Raw genomic sequence first — 17,419 nt, 5'->3', positions numbered from 1 at the left:
CACCTTCCCAAGACCTATTTGAAAAAATAGGTCTTTTTTTCATCAATCCAAAAAATGAAATGTGATGTATATCAAAAAAATTAAAAACAATTTGTTTTTAATACTTTGCGCAAAATAAACACCAGAATATAATAACGCAAATTATTATTATTTACTCAAGTCCTATTTTTAATTTACCTGGAGCCATAAATTTATGCGTAAATTTAAACCAAACTATCTTTCCCTTTCCATTCTCACTGCATTAAGTGTGTCTTCTATTACTTCGGCAGAAACAAGCAATCAACCGACAGAGCAATTAAATGAAATCGTGGTTTCGGGCGATTCAAATGGTAACGGAAATACCGCAGATAAAACCCCACCCAAAATTGCAGAAACCGTTAAAACGGCAAAAAAATTAGAAAAAGAACAAGCACAAGATGTAAAAGATCTTGTGCGTTATGACACGGGTATCACCGTTGTTGAAGCTGGTCGATTTGGGAACAGTGGCTTTGCCGTTCGTGGTGTAGAAGAAAACCGTGTTGCTATTCAAATTGATGGATTAGCCCAAGCACAAACAATTTCATCACAGGGCTTCAAAGAACTGTTTGAAGGCTATGGCAATTTTAATAACACACGTAATAGTGCAGAAATAGAAACACTTAAACAAGCAACGATTCGTAAAGGTGCGGATTCATTGAAATCCGGTAGCGGTGCACTCGGCGGCTCAGTAAATTTTGAAACCAAAGACGCACGCGATTATTTAATCGAGAAAAATTACTATGCCTCTTACAAGCGCGGTTACAACACAGCGGATAATCAAAATCTAAACACATTAACATTGGCAGGACGCTATAAATGGTTTGATGCCATTGTTGTGGCTACATCGCGTAAAGGGAATGAACTCGAAAACTTTGGCTACAAAGATTTTAAAGACAATATTCAAGGTAAAGAAAGAGAAAAAGCAGACCCTTATCGTCGTACGCTAGACAGTACATTAATGAAATTCGCTTTCCAACCGACGGACAATCATCGTTTCTCGGTAATGGCCGATTTATATAAACAAACCTCTAAAGGCCATGACTTCTCTTACACGTTGAAAGCGAATACGCAGTATCAAAGTTATGATGAAGTCGAGTTACGTCATACAGACGATAAAGTCGAACGTAAAAATGTTGCCTTTACGTATGAAAACTTTTCCTCAACACCGCTTTGGGACACCTTAAAAATCACCTACTCCCAACAAAAAATCACCACTCGTGCGAGAACTGATGACTATTGTGATGGGAATGACAAATGTGCCTTGGCCGGTAACCCACTAGGAATGAAATATAACGATGAAAACAAACTTGTCGGTAAAGATGATAAATTAGCGTCTTATTACAATAAACCGGCGATGTCTCAACCTGATTCAGATACAACAGTTGATCTGCCAGTAGAACCATATAATGGAAAAACCAAAAAATACAAATGGCAACGAGTTAACTGGGATAAACTTCCTAGTGGCTATGAAGATTATTATGTAAAACCAGGCAATAAGTCTTGTGATAATGATTTCCGCTCTTGGGACTCACCAAAAGTGGGAGATGTATCAACCTGTAAAGCTACACTATCCAAAAAAGGAAGCACTACCCCAGCAGAAAGCAAGTTAAATATAAATGGCAAAAGCTATGATCTCTTGGGTGCCGATAAAGGTTTAATCGGCGATGAACAGCTTGTTTCAACCAACGTTCATCACATCTTTAGCTGTGAGGCATTTAATTGTAATAAACCAAACATTACCGGCTTTCAAAAAGACGGAACACCAGTCGATATTCCTATTGAAGTGTTCGAAAAAGATGGCAAAAAATATGCCAAAACAGCCATCATGAGTAATAGCCAATTGAGCGGGCCGATGTTTTTCATGCCAAATAAAAAAGGCTATCAAGACAATTTATGGTCACAACGCGATCTAGTCAGCAAAACCAAACAAGTTAATCTCGATCTGACCAAACATATCGAATTAGGTAAGACTCAACACGAGCTATCCTATGGTGCATTGTGGGCAGAGATGGAAAAATCCATGGTAAATACATCAGGGGTCAGCCCGCGTAACCTGAAATGGTGGGCAGAATATCCTGCAAACTGCGATACATTCTTAAGTCCGACAAAATTAAACCCGGACAGATCACATACTCTCTGTAACAAACAAAATGTATTTTCTTTCTTAATTCCGGTTAAAACCAAAAGCGGCGCATTGTATTTTATTGATGACTTCCGTGTGAATGATCATTTTGCCTTTAATATGGGCTATCGTTATGACCGCGTAAAATACCAACCTGAATACATTCCGGGTGTCACACCGAAGATCCCTGACGATATGGTAACAAACCTCTATATCACAGAGCCTAAGTTTGATCCTGATCGCGCCGATACGGATATGGCGGAATTAGCTAAGAAAGAAGCCAATGCAATTGCCAATATTAAAGAAATTGCGCAACCTAAAAAATTCTCTGCAAGTTCTTATTCCTTTGGCACAACAATTGATCCGTTAGACTGGGTACGCCTACAAGTAAAATACAGTAAGGCATTCCGTGCACCGACAAGTGATGAAATTTATTTCACCTTTAAACATCCGGATTTTTCTATTTTACCGAATAAAAATCTTCAACCGGAAACAGCAAAAACAAAAGAACTCTCTTTAACTTTCCATAATGACATGGGGTATATCACAGGGTCTGTTTTTGATACCAGATACCATAACTTTATTGATTTATCCTATAAAGGAAATTACAACTTTAAAGGACATTCTAAATTATTGCCATTTAGCGTTTATCAAAATATAAATCGCCCAAATGCGAAAGTAACCGGCTTTGAAATCTCATCTCATCTGGAATTAAGCTATCTCACTAAATTCCTCAATGGATTTAGCCTAAGTTATAAATATAGTCAGCAAAAAGGAAGAATGGATGGCAATATTCCAATGAATCCAATTCAACCGAAAACAGCAATCTATGGAATTAGTTATGCTCATCCTGATGAAAAATTTGGATTAGATTTATATGTTTCTCACGTATCTGCCAAAAATGCGGAAGATACTTATAATATGTATCACAAAGAAGAAGGTAAGAAAGAAACAACGCTTAAATGGAGAAGTGATTCTTATACAACCCTCGATTTACTGGGCTATATTAAACCAATTAAAAATCTCACATTAAGAGCGGGTGTCTATAACCTAACAAATCGTAAATACATCACTTGGGATTCGGCGAGATCAATACGTCCGTTTGGAACAAGTAATATGATCAATCAAAATACCGGATTAGGTATTAACCGCTTCTATGCACCGGGTAGAAACTATCGACTCTCTATGCAATTAGAATTCTAACCGACAAAAAAGGAGAAGTTTCAAACTTCTCCTTTTTCTTTCTTCTAAAGTGCAGTCGCTTTTTATCACAAATTTTATCCATTTTTCCTATGAGCTAAATTCTTTCTTAGCGACCTATTTTACATAAGGTTACAAACAGAAAAAATTTAGTGATATACATCAAATAAATCACAAAATTCTCATACACCTATTTTACGTCCATCCCTTTCTTTATATAATAATAAAAATTATTTTTACTTGTATAAATTATATTTTTATTTACCTGGAGCCATAAATTTATGCATAAATTTAAACCAAACTATCTCACCTATTCCATTCTCGCTACTCTCACTATGTCTACTGCCTATGCTGAAAACAGTACGACTCAAGATCAGCTCAATGAAATTGTCGTTTCAGGCAATGCTTCCGAGCCCAATGTACAAGAGAAAAAAGTGGGTGAAACACAAATTACTTCTCATAAACTAAGTAAACGACAAGCTGCGGATAGCCGAGATTTAGTTCGTTACGAAACAGGCATTACTGTTGTTGAAACAGGAAGAACCGGATCAAGTGGCTATGCCGTGCGAGGTGTTGATGAAAACCGTGTGGGCATTATGGTTGATGGCCTTCGCCAAGCTGAAACATTAAGCTCTCAAGGATTTAAAGAACTCTTTGAAGGTTATGGTAACTTTAATAACACCAGAAATGATGTTGAAATAGAAAACGTTAAAATGGCAACCATTACTAAAGGTGCTGATTCCATGAAATCTGGTAGCGGGGCGTTAGGTGGTTCTGTAGCCTTTGAAACAAAAGATGCGCGTGATTTTTTGCTGAATAAAAATTATCACATTGGTATTAAACGCGGTTATCAAACCATGAATAATCAAAACCTAACTTCCGTCACGCTCGCCGGAAAATATAAATGGTTTGACGTGCTTTTCATTAATACCGAACGAAAAGGTCATGAAATAGAAAACTATTATTACGATATTTATCCAAATGAGGAAGCCGATCATGCGGCGGTTGGGCGTACTCGTGAAAAAGCGGATCCCTACCGTATTACCCGTAACAGCAATTTGATCAAAATTGGCTTTCAACCAAACGATGAACATCGCTTCAGTGTGGCATTAGATGATTCCAAATTAAAATCCAAAGGCGCTGACCTGTCTTATAGCTTAAGAGCGCACTCCAGAACAGATACTGAACGTTATGGAGAACGGTTAACCAATGATAAATCCCAACGCAAAAATACCCAATTTACCTATGAAAACTTTACCCAAACCCCACTTTGGGATCATTTTAAGGTTTCCTATTCCTCGCAAAAAATTACGAATAATGCCAGAACAGATGAGTATTGTTATACCTCAAAATGTATTCAAGTCGAAAATAAACAAGGATTACATTTAGCAGAATCAAATGGCGTTTATCGCGTTGTTGATAAGACAGGCGGAGAAATCACAGGAAAAGGTATTGAAAGCGGTTGGAGCACAGAAGCCGAATACCGAAACGCCAAAGGTGAAAAACTCTCCGGGTTTGATTATAAAGAACAATCTGTGGAATCGACATTGATTGACTGTGAAAAATTAGATTGCTCTAAAAAATACAGGGTATTTGTTAAAAACAATGAGAAGTATGAAAGTAAATACCATTTTGAAGATCGTCAAATCGAAACTAAAACATTACCAAATGGAAAAAAATATGGTTATATCCCATTAAAATCTATTCCAAATACTTGGGGAGGATTACAAGAGGAAGAACTGTCTTATTTATTCCCACGTTCCGCAGGCTATAGCCGTAATGACTATAACGATCGTGATTTAAATACGGATACCAACCAAATTAATTTTGATTTTGATAAAGAATTTGATCTTGGAAAAACTAGTCATAGTTTGAAATATGGCGGGTTATATTCCAAAACTGAAAAAAGCATGGTTAACAAAGACGGCTACCAGGGTGGAAACGTGCAATGGTGGGCTGATAATTTCTTCTGTAATGAACCGATTGATGGAACTTATCCGGTTGAACGCAAACCTGCGCCCGATAAATGGCCTTCCGGTTCATGTACAGGTAATTACCGAGCTAAAACCGGAAACTTATCTAGTTACTTAATCCCGGTCACCACAAAAAACCATGCGTTCTATTTAGGTGATAATATTAAATTTACCGATTGGGTAGGGCTTGATTTAAATTATCGCTATGACCAGATCAAACATCTTCCAAGCTATAATCCAAATATTCCTGTACCGAAAGGTCTTATTGCTGGGATTTTTGTTCCTTTCCCTGACGGTGCGGTTCCTTACGGCCCGGGTGCAAACTGTGGTTATAACACAGACTGTATGAACAAAAATTTTGCTCAAAATCTAGAGCAACTCTTGCGTACGACATCCTATAAACACCATTCTTATAACATTGGACTCAACTTAGATCCACGTGATTGGATGCGGGTACAATTCAAGTATTCCAACGGGTTCCGGGCGCCAACCTCAGATGAAGTGTATATGACCTTTAAGCATCCAAGCTTTTCAATTACCCCAAACACCAAGTTAAAAGCAGAAATTGCTAAAACTAAGGAAGTTGCGCTTACATTTTATAAAGATCGTAGTTATTTCACGCTCAGTGCATTTAGAACCGATTATGATCACTTTATTGATTTAGTCTTTATGGGAGAAAGAGCCATTGAGCAAGGCAGCGCATTAACTTATCCGTTCTATCAAAACCAAAACCGCGATGGTGCAAAAGTAACTGGTGTTGAAGTAAATTCACATATTGAACTAGGCGATCTAACACCAATTTTACAAGGATTTAGAATAGGCTATAAGTTGACGCATCAAAAAGGTAAAGTTAACGGCAATATCCCAATGAATGCCATTCAGCCAACCACATCTGTATATAATCTCGGCTACTCTACTGAAGGTGATAAATATGGGATCGATTTATTTATCACGGATGTTGCACCGAAAAAACGCAGCGATACCTACAATATGTATTGGAAAACACAAAGTGAAGACCCAAATAGACTTGTTCAAGGTAAACGAGTTACTGACAGTACATTAGCTTGGCGAAGTGGACACTACACTATTTTAGATGCCATCGTTTACGCTAGACCAATTAAGAATCTCACCTTAACGGCGGGTGTATATAACATCACTGACCGTAAATACATCACCTGGGATTCTGCACGTTCTATTCGCGCAATCGGAACACTTAACTTAATCGATCAAAATACCGGTGCCGGAATCAAGCGTTTCTATGCACCAGGTAGAAACTTCCGCTTAAATGCAGAACTTACCTTCTAACCCAACAAAAAAGGAGAAGTTTCAAACTTCTCCTTTTTCTTTCTTCTAAAGTGCGGTCGGATTTCAAAACGTTTTAAAAACTGACCGCTCTTTTATCTGTAATTAACTTACGCCGCTACCATCACCATTGCCGGGCGAATTACGCGACCGTTAAGCAAGTAGCCTTTTTGCAATACGGTGGTGATTTGGTTAGTTTCAAAGCCTTCCATCGGTTGCATAGAAATAGCTTGGTGAAGATCCGGATTGAAAACCTCACCGACAACGCCTACAGGCTCAACACCAAAACGGGCAACCGTTGCCAATAGCTCTTTTAAGGTTAACTCTACGCCGTCAAATAAAGCCTTAATGCTTTCATCTTCAATATTTGCCGGCGTGGCTAGGGCACGTTCTAAGTTATCAATGGTGTTTAAAATGTCTTTGGCAAATTTTTCTAACGCAAATTTATGCGCTTTTTCAACATCTTGTTCTGTACGACGACGAATATTGTCGATTTCAGCACGAGTACGCAACAATAAATCTTGTTCTTTTTTTGCGGTTTCCGCTAATTGCGCCTCTAATTCTTGTACGCGTGCGATAGCTTCTTCCAAAGGATCTTCCACTTGTTTTTGTTCTTCAACATCCACTTCTTGCGATTGAAGATCTTGTTCTAATTCTTCGTTTTGTTCTTGTTTTTGTTCGTCTGCCATTGTCATTCTCCGATTAATAAAAGTTGGGCGATTATAACAAAAAATGCCGCATTTACCACTTGAGTAAAAGGCTTTCTGTTGTAATATAGTGCCCAATTCATTGAATTCAAGTTAGTGTAAAAACAATATGGACACGTTAAATTCGGCAAAACCGCAAACGTTGCATACCTCGTTTCAAACCATTGCATTAGTCGGTAAACCGAGAAATGACATCAACCTACAAATGCATAAAAACCTGTTTTTTTGGTTAATTGAACGCGGTTATCACGTGTTGGTTGAGCAAGACATCGGTAAAAAAATTGAGCTTCCGCCAAAACATTTAGCCAGCTTAGAGGAAATCGGTAAATCCGCCCAACTTGCCATTGTGATTGGTGGCGATGGCAATATGTTGGGTCGTGCCCGCATTTTAGCCGAATATCATATTCCGCTTATCGGTATCAACCGTGGCAATTTAGGTTTTTTAACGGACATTGACCCGAAAAACGCCTATTCCCAATTACAAGCCTGCTTGGAAAACGGCGAGTTTTTTGTAGAAGAACGCTTCCTATTAAAAGCCTGTGTGGAACGTGACAATGAAATTATTGCCAGCAGTATTGCTGTCAACGAGGCGGTGATCCACCCGGCAAAAATTGCGCATATGATTGATTTTCATGTGCATATCAATGATCAGTTTGCGTTTTCACAACGTTCCGATGGTTTAATCATTTCAACGCCAACCGGCTCAACCGCTTATTCTCTTTCCGCCGGTGGCCCGATTTTAACCCCACAACTCAACGCCATCGCACTGGTGCCGATGTTTCCGCACACCTTGTCTTCACGCCCACTCGTAGTGGATGGCAACAGCAAAATTTCTATTCGCTTTGCAGAATACAACACCTCTCAATTAGAGTTAGGTTGCGACAGTCAAGTTGCGCTCCAATTCGGACCTGATGATATTATCCACATTCAAAAATGTGACTATCCTCTCCGTTTACTGCACCTTAAAAGCTACAATTATTACAAAGTATTAAGTTCCAAATTAGGTTGGTTACGTAACTTTTCTTAAAGATTAACAAACCCTCTTTACTGTATATTAAAACAGTAATATACTGACAAACATACAGTAGAGAGGATTTGCTTATGTTGACCCAACTCACCATTAATAATTTTGCTATCGTTCGTCAGTTAAATATTGAATTATTACAAGGAATGTCCGTCATCACCGGGGAAACCGGCGCGGGAAAATCGATTGCTATTGATGCCCTAAGTGTCTGCCTCGGGCAACGGACAGAAGCCTCCATGTTACGAGAAGGTCAAGAACGCGCTGATATTTGCGCGACGTTTCATCTAAACAGTAACAACCCAGCTTTCCAATTTCTACAAGAAAACGAATTACAAGATCCCGATAATCCGGAAGACTGCATTTTACGCCGCATTATTAATCATGACGGACGCTCTAAAGCGTTCATTAATGGCATTCCGGTGTCGGCAGCCCAATTAAAAGAGATCGGGCAACATCTCATTCAAATTAATGGACAACACGCGTCACAACGTTTACTGAAAAACGACTACCAACTGCAGTTAGTTGATAATTTCTGTCAACATACCGCACTTTTACAACAAATGAGCCTTGATTATCAAACATGGCGTAATTTGCAACATCAAGTCAAAACCTTCCAACAAAAATGCGCGGAAAACGAAGCGAGAAAACAGCTTTTACAGTATCAAGTCAGTGAACTGGATGAGTTTAATTTAAAAGAAAATGAATACGAGGAATTAGAAGCGGATCATCTTCGTCTTTCCAATAGCGAAGAATTAACGCAGCTTTCCCAATCAGTTTTGCAATTATTAAGTGAAAATGAAACGGTCAGCGCAGATTCGCTACTTTATCGCGCTGTGCAACATTTAAGTGAACTCTGCGAGTTAGATAATCGTTATACCGACGTACAAAATCTATTAAATGAAGCATTGATTCAAGTGCAAGAAGCTACCAATGAAATTCAATCGTTAAGTAGCAATATTGAGCAAGATCCGGCGTTATTGGCTGACATTGAACAACGCCTAGGACAAACCGTGCAATTAGCGCGCAAGCACAATGTAAAACCACAAGATTTAGTGGCATTACACCGACGTCTCAAAGCGGAATTGAATGAATTGGAAGATTTTTCCGGCAGTGAAGAAATGCTCATTCAACAAGAACAAGCGGCTCACGAAAAAATGCTTGCTACAGCGACCGCACTTCATCAAAGCCGTCAATTAGGCGCACAAAAGCTAGCACAGCAAGTGACCAAATCCATCAAACAATTAGCGATGGAACACGCAGAATTTTTTATTGAATTGCATAGTGACTATGACAAGATAAGTGCAAACGGTGCAGATAATGCGATTTTCACCCTACAAAGTAACTTAGGTCAAAGCGCTCAACCGCTCGCCAAAATTGCTTCCGGCGGTGAACTTTCTCGCATTGCCTTAGCCATTCAGGTACAGGCATCTAACCAAACCGCCATCCCAACATTAATTTTTGATGAAATTGATGTCGGTATCAGTGGTGCTACAGCAAATGTGGTCGGCAAATTATTAAGAAAACTCAGCGAAAAATGCCAAGTCATTTGTGTTACCCACTTGCCGCAAGTCGCCTGCCATGGAACACATCATTTCTCCGTTGAAAAATCGACCATCGATCAAAAAACGGAAACAAAAATGACCGCACTTTCCCCTCAACAACGGGTCAAGGCATTAGCAAAATTGTTAGGCGGAAGCAAAATTACGGATGCCGTATTAGCCAATGCACAAGAAATGCTAGATGCTGCAGCATAAGTGAAGAAGACAAAAAAATTGGGCGAAAATAACGCCCAATTTTTATATGGAAAAAACAATAAAATTGTTTTAATACAAATTTCCGTTTTTTTATGTTTTTATCCTGAAAGGTCAGTATAATTAGGCTCTTTTCTTTCAGTCTTAATTAAGTAAATGAAATGCCAATAAACTTTACCCAAATTATTAAAGATAGCTTTCATTTCATGCAAAATGAAAAGCGAAACATCATCGTCTTGTGCGCCCTCTACTTTTTTGCCGACATCATCATGGTGTTGTTGCAATCAGCGATGTTGCCAAATGAAATCGTTGTTTCTCTGTCAAACAACCAAATTTCTTCGGCGATCTCGGAAGAACAAGGCATCAATTTGGTGACTTTCTTTTTTCTTAAACAGTTTATTTATATTTTTATCAGTGCATGGTGTTTAGTCACCATTCATCAAATTAGCTTGCGACAATTCAGTACTGTTTTGCAGAGTTTTGCCTCGACACTAAAACGTATTTGGGGTGCTATGTTACTAAGCTTTTTGATTTTTATCCCAATTCTTGTGGGACTCACAGAAGCGATGATCGCCATTCAACAAAAAGTACAGCCTTCCATTATTTCGTTATTTGCGATTATTATCGGTATCGGCTTATATATTCGTCTTTGTTTGGCGCCGGTGCATTATTTATTAACTGATGTCGGCATAAGTGCTTCCGCCAAAATTACCTGGCGCGCTGCGATGGGTCGAGCGGCTGTGTTATTTATCTTCTGTTTACTGATTTATGTTCTCGTGCCTTTGGCTGAAAGTTTTCTAATCAGCTTGTCAAGCAATGCCATCATGGCTGTCATTACCGGTATCATTGCGGCATTAATCAACGTGTTTGCATTGATTGTCACTTACCGTTTTTATACGTTATTCATTGCAAAGGCATAACATGAAACAATTACTTGAATTTATTCCCTTAATTCTCTTTTTTGCCGTTTATAAATTAGTTGGTATTCGTGAAGCGGCAATCACCTTGGTGATCGCGACTATCGTGCAATTCATTATTTTAAAAGTGAAATACGGCAAAATTGAAACACAACAAAAAGTTGTTGCGGGCGCAGTCATTTTCTTTGGCTCATTAACCGCCTATTTTAACGATCTTGAGTTTTTAAAATGGAAAGTGACAATTATTTATGCGCTCTTTGCATTGGTTTTGCTTATTGCTCAATTTGGTTTCAAAAAACTGTTGATTAAACAACTCCTTGGAAAAGAAATCCAATTGCCGGAACATGTTTGGAAAAACTTAAATCTAGGTTGGAGCGGCTTTTTTATTTTATGTATGTTAATCAACATTTATATCAGCCAATATTTATCCGATGATATTTGGGTCGATTTTAAATCCTTCGGCATCATCGGCATGACCTTTGCCGCCACTCTCATTACCGGAATTTATATTTATCGCTATTTACCTCAAACACAACAAGAAAAAAACAAGGAATAATCAATGTCACCTCAATTAATTGATAGCAAAACCGGGCAACAATCTCACGGCACCCTTCTGCTCAGAACGTTAGCGATGCCTTCTAATACCAACGCTAACGGCGATATTTTTGGTGGTTGGATTATGTCTCAAATGGACATTGGCGGTGCAATCTTAGCAAAAGAAATCGCTCACGGACGCGTTGTGACTGTTGCCGTCGAAAGCATGAATTTCATTCAACCGGTTTCTGTTGGAGATGTAGTTTGTTGCTATGGACAATGTTTACACGTTGGACGTAGCTCAATTAAAATCAAAGTGGAAGTATGGGTTAAAAAAGTTGCAAGCGAACCTATCGGTGAACGCTATTGCGTGACAGAAGCGCAATTTACGTTTGTCGCCGTTGATCCACAAGGCAAACCTCGCGCCATTCCACGCGAAAATAATCACGAATTAGATGCCGCTTTGGCACACATGAAAACGCCATAAACTAACAAGAGGACTCAAAATGTACTACGTCATTTTTGCTCAAGACAAACCGAACACGTTGGCTCAACGCTTGGCAGTGCGTGAGCAACACCTTGCTCGTTTGAAACAACTCCAAGCGGAAGATCGTTTATTAACCGCAGGCCCAAACCCAGCTATTGATGATGAAAATCCGGGTGAGGCCGGTTTCACCGGTTCGACCGTCATTGCCAAGTTTGATAGCTTGCAAGCAGCAAAAGACTGGGCAGCTCAAGATCCTTATGTAGAAGCCGGTGTGTATGGCGATGTCATTATTAAGCCGTTTAAAAAAGTATTTTAATTTTCAAGCGGTCATCACGGAAACATGTTGAACTAATGATAACAAAGGCGGATCTAAGTACCCGCCTTTGATTTAGGACTAATGGAAAATAGCCATGCGATACTTGCAACGAACCTCAATTTCTCTGTTAATTTTAACCGCACTTTCTTTCTCTGCCTTGGCAGCAAAAACCGAAAGCGCCGTACCCCACGAAATCAATTTAGCGCAAGAACAAGCAAAGTGGACACAACAGCAACACGAGTCAGAATTGCTTTTGATTAAGCAGCGTTCAACGTTCCTTCAATTGGAAAGTCTGCTTAAAAGTGCGGTGAAAAATAACAACGTTTCTGATAATGCTGAGTTATATCTTAACCTCATTGAGTCTTTAAAAGACTATCCATTGAAAATGGATGCGACAACCACCTACATTGATGCCCGCATTAAAAGCATGAGTAAAGATACGCTACCTGAAGAAGTAAAAGCATTAAAACACGAAATCGAACAAGTTATCGCGCAAAATCCTACGCATTTTTTACGTAATCAATGGGAACAAGGCATTTTCACACTATTAATAAATGCTGATGATACGGAAGGATTAGTTCATTATGCACAACGCGTTAAGCCAAGTTCCTTGGAGATGCAAATAGCCGTATTAAATGCCGAACTTCAGCTTGAACGCATAAAAAATGAAACAGATAAAAAGCAAAACTCCAATAGCTCAAGCATTATTTCCCGCTATGAACAACTTTGGTTAACCAACGGTAAACTCCCTAATGACGCGCAACTTTGGGCAAAATGGTATTCTGATGGCAAACGGACACAAGATAAAATCTACCAAAAAGCCGAGGAACTCTTTGCCCAAAATGATGCGAACGGGATGGCGTTGCTATCATCGGAATTAAATAAAATTGATAGCGCGAAAGAAGACGAAATGGTTTTGGCGAATTTAAAACGCTTTGAATCCCTATTAAAAAATCCGGCAACCCTCCCTGAATTGGCCGATAGACTACCACTCATTGAAGAAAATAATAAAATCGTCACAAAATTTGCAGTGGTGCAGACCTTTCCGCGTTATTTACGCACTCTATCGGAAACAATGAAAGAGCCTAACTTTGCCCCCTATCAACAATGGGCAAAAAATTGGCAATTAACAGATGCGCAAATTCGTGAGTGGGAAATTGCTTTTCTTGGTCGTTTTTTTGACAATGAAAGCCCGAATTTCCAACAATGGCGGGATGCGGAAATTCTCAAATTAAAAGCAGATAACCTTACCGAACGCCGTTTGCGTATGGCCATTTGGCAAAAGACCGATTTAACCCCATGGCTTAACGCGCTTTCAATAGAAGGTCAGCAAAAACAAGAATGGCGTTATTGGCTGGCCAAAACGATAGTGAAACGCGATAGCAAAAAAACAAAAGAAATATTGACCGCACTTTCTGATGAACGGGGTTTTTATCCAATGTTGGCAGCTGCCAAATTAGATCTGAAAACCCGTGGCAACGGTTATGATTTCGGTCAACCTGAATTACTTATTGCCCCGAGTATCTCCGATCCTTATTGGGCTGATGAATTCAAAAAAGTAAAACCGACATTGGAGGAAATTGCCGAACTACGTCAACTCGAAAGATTTGGCCCGGCTAAACAGCGTTGGCGTTTCTTGTTGGAAAATCTGTCCGGTGATGCCAAAAAAGAGAAACAAATGGCGCTTAGTCAATATGCCAACCAACAAAACTGGTTTGATTTAGGTGTGGATGGCTCCATCATTGCTAAAGCGTTTGATTACATTCAGTTGCGCTTACCAATTGCCTATAGCGATTATTATGATATTGCTCTCAAAAGCCGCCCGGCGTTAAGCAAAACCAAACCGCAAGCCGCGCTAAATACCAATGTCAGTAAAAGTTTCGCCATGGCGATTTCTCGTCAGGAAAGCGCCTGGAACCCACAAGCACAATCTTCCGCCAATGCACGCGGATTAATGCAATTGCTACCAACTACTGCCAAAGCAACGGCAGACAATGCCAAATTGCCTTATGCGGGTGAGGCGGATTTATTTAAGCCGCTCAATAATATTTTGCTAGGCACGGCACATTTAGCGGAGCTAAACGCCAAATATCCGAATAACCGTATTCTGATCGCCTCAGCTTATAATGCGGGCGCTCATCGCGTGGAAAAATGGTTGGCGCGCGCCAATGGCAAGTTGGAAATGGATGAATTTGTGGCATCTATTCCGTTCTATGAAACCCGTGGTTATGTTCAAAATGTGCTGACTTACGATTTTTACTATCAAATATTGCAAGAAAAAGAAGAGCCACAAACCTTTAGCAAAGAGGAATTTGATCGGCTATACTAGCCGGACTAGTTTAATAGTATAGGATTGTTAATATGTATATTAGTCGCAATTTAGAACAATGGAATGCCTTCCTCAATATGTTGCAAACCGCCTTTGAACAAGGCAAGGCTCAGGATGTATTAACCTTATTGCTTACCCCTGATGAGCGCGATGCGTTAGGGCTTCGCCTGCAAATTATCGCCCAATTACTTAATAAAGAGCTGCCACAACGGGAAATTCAACAAAATCTGAACACCAGTGCGGCCACCATCACTCGGGGATCTAACATGTTAAAAACCATGGATCCTGTTTTTATTGATTGGATAAAAACGCAACTCAATGCGCAAGAAAAAAACCATTAAATTTCCATTCAAGCTAGCCAATCTGCGCAATCTATCCTTGCGTAGATTACGGCTTTTCAGGAAATTTCCCACTCAAAGTGCGGTACGTTTTTTATATCGTTTTTTACTTGCTACTTTAGTAGTCACCTTTGCCTTTCGTTTTATTCCCATTCCTTATTCAAGTTATATGCTGGAACAAAAAGTATCTCATATTTTGTCCGGTGATTTTACTTATCAAACACGCTACGATTGGGTGAGCTTAGAGGATATTTCTTGGCAAATGCAACTGGCGGTGATTGCGGCTGAAGATCAGAATTTCCCCGAACACTACGGCTTTGATTTCACCGCAATTAAACGGGCTTTTCTGCATAATCAAAAAAGCAATCGAATCCGTGGTGCCTCCACCATTTCTCAACAAACTGCCAAAAATCTCTATTTATGGCATGGACAAAGTTGGTTACGCAAAGCAATCGAAGTGCCGGCAACCTTAATGTTAGAAACCTTGTGGTCCAAAAAGCGTATTCTCGAAGTGTATTTAAACATCGCGGAATTTGGCGAAGGCATTTATGGCGTAGAGGCTGCCAGCCGTTTTTACTTCAAAAAACCGGCCAAAAATTTATCGCAAAATGAAGCCGCACTTTTAGCCGCCACGCTGCCCAATCCGCTCATTTATAAAGCCAATGCCCCGAGTGCTTATACCAAGCGCAGACAGCTTTGGATTCAACGTCAAATGGAACAATTGGGTAAATCATACTTAGAAACGCTCAATTAGTTCCGATTTATTTCAAAATCAAAAATAAATAAATTACTAAAAAAACCTTAATTAAATACTTTTTGATTAATAAATTCGCCATTTTCTTGAAAAAAATATCAAATTAAGGTAACTTCCTTAATCCTTATCTATATTTTATTTTTAAATTATTTATCTATTTTGGGGAGTATTCACATTGATTAGGCGTATTCAAACATTTTTCCAATCAGAAGCAGCAGGCGGCATACTATTATTACTTTTTGCCTCAATGGCTATCCTGCTTGCCAACACCTCTTTTAATCAACATTACTTCGGTTTCCTCGATACACCGGTCAGCGTTCAGTTCGGTGCTTTCAGCATTGCTAAACCTTTATTAATGTGGGTCAACGACGGCTTTATGGCAGTCTTTTTCGTTTTGGTTGGTATGGAAGTCAAGCGTGAAATGTTGGAAGGTTCACTATCAAGCTATCAACAAGCGATTTTCCCTGCTATTGCGGCAATTGGTGGGATGGTGGTACCGGCATTAATCTATTTTATGGTTGCCCAAGGTACACCGGAAATCTATTCCGGCTGGGCAATTCCTATGGCCACAGATATTGCCTTTGCCATTGGGATCGTTGCTCTTTTAGGTAAGCGCGTCCCTTTACCACTCAAAGTATTTTTATTGGCACTTGCCATTATTGACGACCTTGGTGCTATTATCGTCATTGCGATCTTCTACTCACATGAACTCAGTACCCCGGCACTGATTATCGCTGTGGTAACCATCAGTATTTTAGTCACCATGAATCGCTTTAAAGTCAGCGCTCTTTGCGCTTATATGGTCGTCGGCTTGATTTTATGGGCATCCGTATTAAAATCCGGCGTACACGCGACTCTCGCTGGCGTCATTATTGGTTTTTGCATTCCAATGGAAGGTCGTAACGGTTCAAGCCCATTACACCAATTTGAACATATTCTGGCGCCTTGGTGCTCTTATTTAATTCTACCGTTATTTGCTTTTTCTAACGCGGGAGTTCCTTTAGAAAACGTGGGCTTATCCAGCCTTAATTCGCCTCTTACTCTTGGTATCGCACTCGGATTAATCGTTGGAAAACCATTAGGCGTATTTCTATTTAGTTACCTATCGGTCAAATTACGTCTTGCCCAGTTACCACAAGGGGTTAATTTCGCTCAAATTTTTGCTATTGCAATACTCTGCGGCATCGGTTTTACCATGTCGATGTTCCTAGCAGGTCTTGCTTTCGGTGAAGCGGCATATAACAGCTTTGATACGCTATCTCGATTAGGGATTTTATTGGGATCAGGTGTGTCCGCTGTTGTTGGCTATGTTTTATTAAGAAAAACAACCGCTCAAGCTTAAGCGGCAAAAAGAAAGCCTTGCTAATCAGCAAGGCTTTTTTATATCGATGAACTATCTGCGACAAACATTTTCACAAGGAATCCCATCATTATCCCGATCAAGACGCCCCTCACCACAGACATTAAAGTGGTATTTCGCTTCAGCACAAGAACGCATTTCTTTGCAATACTTCCGCTCATCACAACTGAACTCCTCATGATGATTTGATTTCGCAACGGCAAACTATACCAGACCAAGTGCAACAAAAATGAAAAATATCTTCTGCATAATAAATTCCTTTATTAGGATTTTAAGATGAAATCAGA

At 39.5% G+C, this 17,419-nt stretch carries 13 protein-coding genes and 1 pseudogene; 12 read left to right on the top strand and 2 right to left on the bottom strand.

Going from position 1 to position 17,419, the window contains the following annotated elements; translation table 11 throughout:
• The first annotated feature begins 193 nt into the window (after positions 1–193).
• Together DQN58_RS05140 and DQN58_RS05135 are read left to right on the top strand one after the other, a co-directional pair.
• A complete protein-coding gene (locus tag DQN58_RS05140) occupies positions 194–3,343 on the top strand; it encodes a TonB-dependent hemoglobin/transferrin/lactoferrin family receptor (protein WP_006717411.1) in 3,150 nt (1,049 codons plus the stop codon).
• Between the two features lie 278 nt (positions 3,344–3,621).
• Positions 3,622–6,618, top strand: a complete 2,997-nt coding sequence (locus DQN58_RS05135; protein WP_006717409.1) for a TonB-dependent hemoglobin/transferrin/lactoferrin family receptor — start codon at positions 3,622–3,624, stop codon at positions 6,616–6,618.
• A gap of 107 nt (positions 6,619–6,725) precedes the next feature.
• On the opposite strand, the gene grpE is transcribed toward DQN58_RS05135, so the two are convergent.
• The gene (gene grpE / locus DQN58_RS05130) at positions 6,726–7,304 is read right to left on the bottom strand and encodes a nucleotide exchange factor GrpE (RefSeq protein ID WP_032997785.1); all 579 of its coding nucleotides are present in this window, start codon (positions 7,302–7,304) and stop codon (positions 6,726–6,728) included.
• Positions 7,305–7,431: 127 nt separating this feature from the next.
• On the opposite strand from grpE, the gene DQN58_RS05125 reads away from it, so the two are divergent.
• The 10 genes from DQN58_RS05125 (at position 7,432) to nhaA (ending at position 17,114) form a co-directional block, all read left to right on the top strand.
• Positions 7,432–8,349 carry an NAD(+) kinase gene (locus DQN58_RS05125; protein ID WP_006717405.1) on the top strand — a complete coding sequence of 306 codons (918 nt, stop codon included), beginning with the start codon at positions 7,432–7,434 and terminating at the stop codon, positions 8,347–8,349.
• A gap of 74 nt (positions 8,350–8,423) precedes the next feature.
• Positions 8,424–10,100 carry a DNA repair protein RecN gene (recN, locus tag DQN58_RS05120; RefSeq protein ID WP_006717403.1) on the top strand — a complete coding sequence of 559 codons (1,677 nt, stop codon included), beginning with the start codon at positions 8,424–8,426 and terminating at the stop codon, positions 10,098–10,100.
• A 158-nt stretch (positions 10,101–10,258) separates the two neighbouring features.
• The gene (locus tag DQN58_RS05115; protein ID WP_006717400.1) at positions 10,259–11,017 is read left to right on the top strand and encodes a hypothetical protein; all 759 of its coding nucleotides are present in this window, start codon (positions 10,259–10,261) and stop codon (positions 11,015–11,017) included.
• Position 11,018: 1 nt separating this feature from the next.
• Entirely contained in the window at positions 11,019–11,570 is a 552-nt protein-coding gene (locus DQN58_RS05110; protein WP_006717398.1) for a septation protein A, read from the top strand.
• Positions 11,571–11,573: 3 nt separating this feature from the next.
• On the top strand, positions 11,574–12,035 hold the full coding sequence (gene yciA, locus DQN58_RS05105) for an acyl-CoA thioester hydrolase YciA (RefSeq protein ID WP_006717396.1): 462 nt from the start codon (positions 11,574–11,576) through the stop codon (positions 12,033–12,035).
• Positions 12,036–12,054: 19 nt separating this feature from the next.
• A complete protein-coding gene (locus DQN58_RS05100) occupies positions 12,055–12,351 on the top strand; it encodes a YciI family protein (protein ID WP_006717394.1) in 297 nt (98 codons plus the stop codon).
• A 94-nt stretch (positions 12,352–12,445) separates the two neighbouring features.
• On the top strand, positions 12,446–14,680 hold the full coding sequence (locus DQN58_RS05095; protein ID WP_006717391.1) for a transglycosylase SLT domain-containing protein: 2,235 nt from the start codon (positions 12,446–12,448) through the stop codon (positions 14,678–14,680).
• 32 nt (positions 14,681–14,712) lie between these two features.
• Complete coding sequence (gene trpR, locus DQN58_RS05090) at positions 14,713–15,021, top strand: trp operon repressor (protein ID WP_006717389.1); 309 nt, start codon at positions 14,713–14,715, stop codon at positions 15,019–15,021.
• The gene (gene mtgA, locus DQN58_RS05085) at positions 14,999–15,772 is read left to right on the top strand and encodes a monofunctional biosynthetic peptidoglycan transglycosylase (RefSeq protein ID WP_006717387.1); all 774 of its coding nucleotides are present in this window, start codon (positions 14,999–15,001) and stop codon (positions 15,770–15,772) included. Before trpR ends, mtgA begins: the two co-directional genes overlap by 23 nt.
• Positions 15,773–15,947: 175 nt before the next feature.
• Positions 15,948–17,114, top strand: coding sequence for a Na+/H+ antiporter NhaA (gene nhaA / locus DQN58_RS05080; protein WP_006717385.1), 1,167 nt, complete (start codon positions 15,948–15,950; stop codon positions 17,112–17,114).
• A 51-nt stretch (positions 17,115–17,165) separates the two neighbouring features.
• Here the strand turns inward: nhaA and DQN58_RS05075 are convergent.
• A pseudogene (locus DQN58_RS05075) lies at positions 17,166–17,303 on the bottom strand (excalibur calcium-binding domain-containing protein); the annotation flags it as partial.
• Positions 17,304–17,419: the final 116 nt, after the last annotated feature.

Origin of the sequence: Aggregatibacter segnis ATCC 33393, from assembly GCF_900476035.1 — a bacterium.
In the GTDB taxonomy this organism is placed as follows: domain Bacteria; phylum Pseudomonadota; class Gammaproteobacteria; order Enterobacterales; family Pasteurellaceae; genus Aggregatibacter; species Aggregatibacter segnis.
Note: the sequence above shows the minus strand (reverse complement) of the source record. Positions and strands in the feature narration are given on the sequence as shown.

Coding starts and splice junctions, on each gene's coding strand:
- DQN58_RS05140 (WP_006717411.1), top strand. CDS start 194: ATGCGTAAATTTAAACCAAACTATCTTTCCCTTTCCATTCTCACTGCA.
- DQN58_RS05125 (WP_006717405.1), top strand. CDS start 7,432: ATGGACACGTTAAATTCGGCAAAACCGCAAACGTTGCATACCTCGTTT.
- mtgA (WP_006717387.1), top strand. CDS start 14,999: ATGCGCAAGAAAAAAACCATTAAATTTCCATTCAAGCTAGCCAATCTG.
- DQN58_RS05110 (WP_006717398.1), top strand. CDS start 11,019: ATGAAACAATTACTTGAATTTATTCCCTTAATTCTCTTTTTTGCCGTT.
- yciA (WP_006717396.1), top strand. CDS start 11,574: ATGTCACCTCAATTAATTGATAGCAAAACCGGGCAACAATCTCACGGC.
- DQN58_RS05100 (WP_006717394.1), top strand. CDS start 12,055: ATGTACTACGTCATTTTTGCTCAAGACAAACCGAACACGTTGGCTCAA.
- recN (WP_006717403.1), top strand. CDS start 8,424: ATGTTGACCCAACTCACCATTAATAATTTTGCTATCGTTCGTCAGTTA.
- DQN58_RS05135 (WP_006717409.1), top strand. CDS start 3,622: ATGCATAAATTTAAACCAAACTATCTCACCTATTCCATTCTCGCTACT.
- DQN58_RS05115 (WP_006717400.1), top strand. CDS start 10,259: ATGCCAATAAACTTTACCCAAATTATTAAAGATAGCTTTCATTTCATG.
- DQN58_RS05095 (WP_006717391.1), top strand. CDS start 12,446: ATGCGATACTTGCAACGAACCTCAATTTCTCTGTTAATTTTAACCGCA.
- trpR (WP_006717389.1), top strand. CDS start 14,713: ATGTATATTAGTCGCAATTTAGAACAATGGAATGCCTTCCTCAATATG.
- grpE (WP_032997785.1), bottom strand. CDS start 7,304: ATGGCAGACGAACAAAAACAAGAACAAAACGAAGAATTAGAACAAGAT.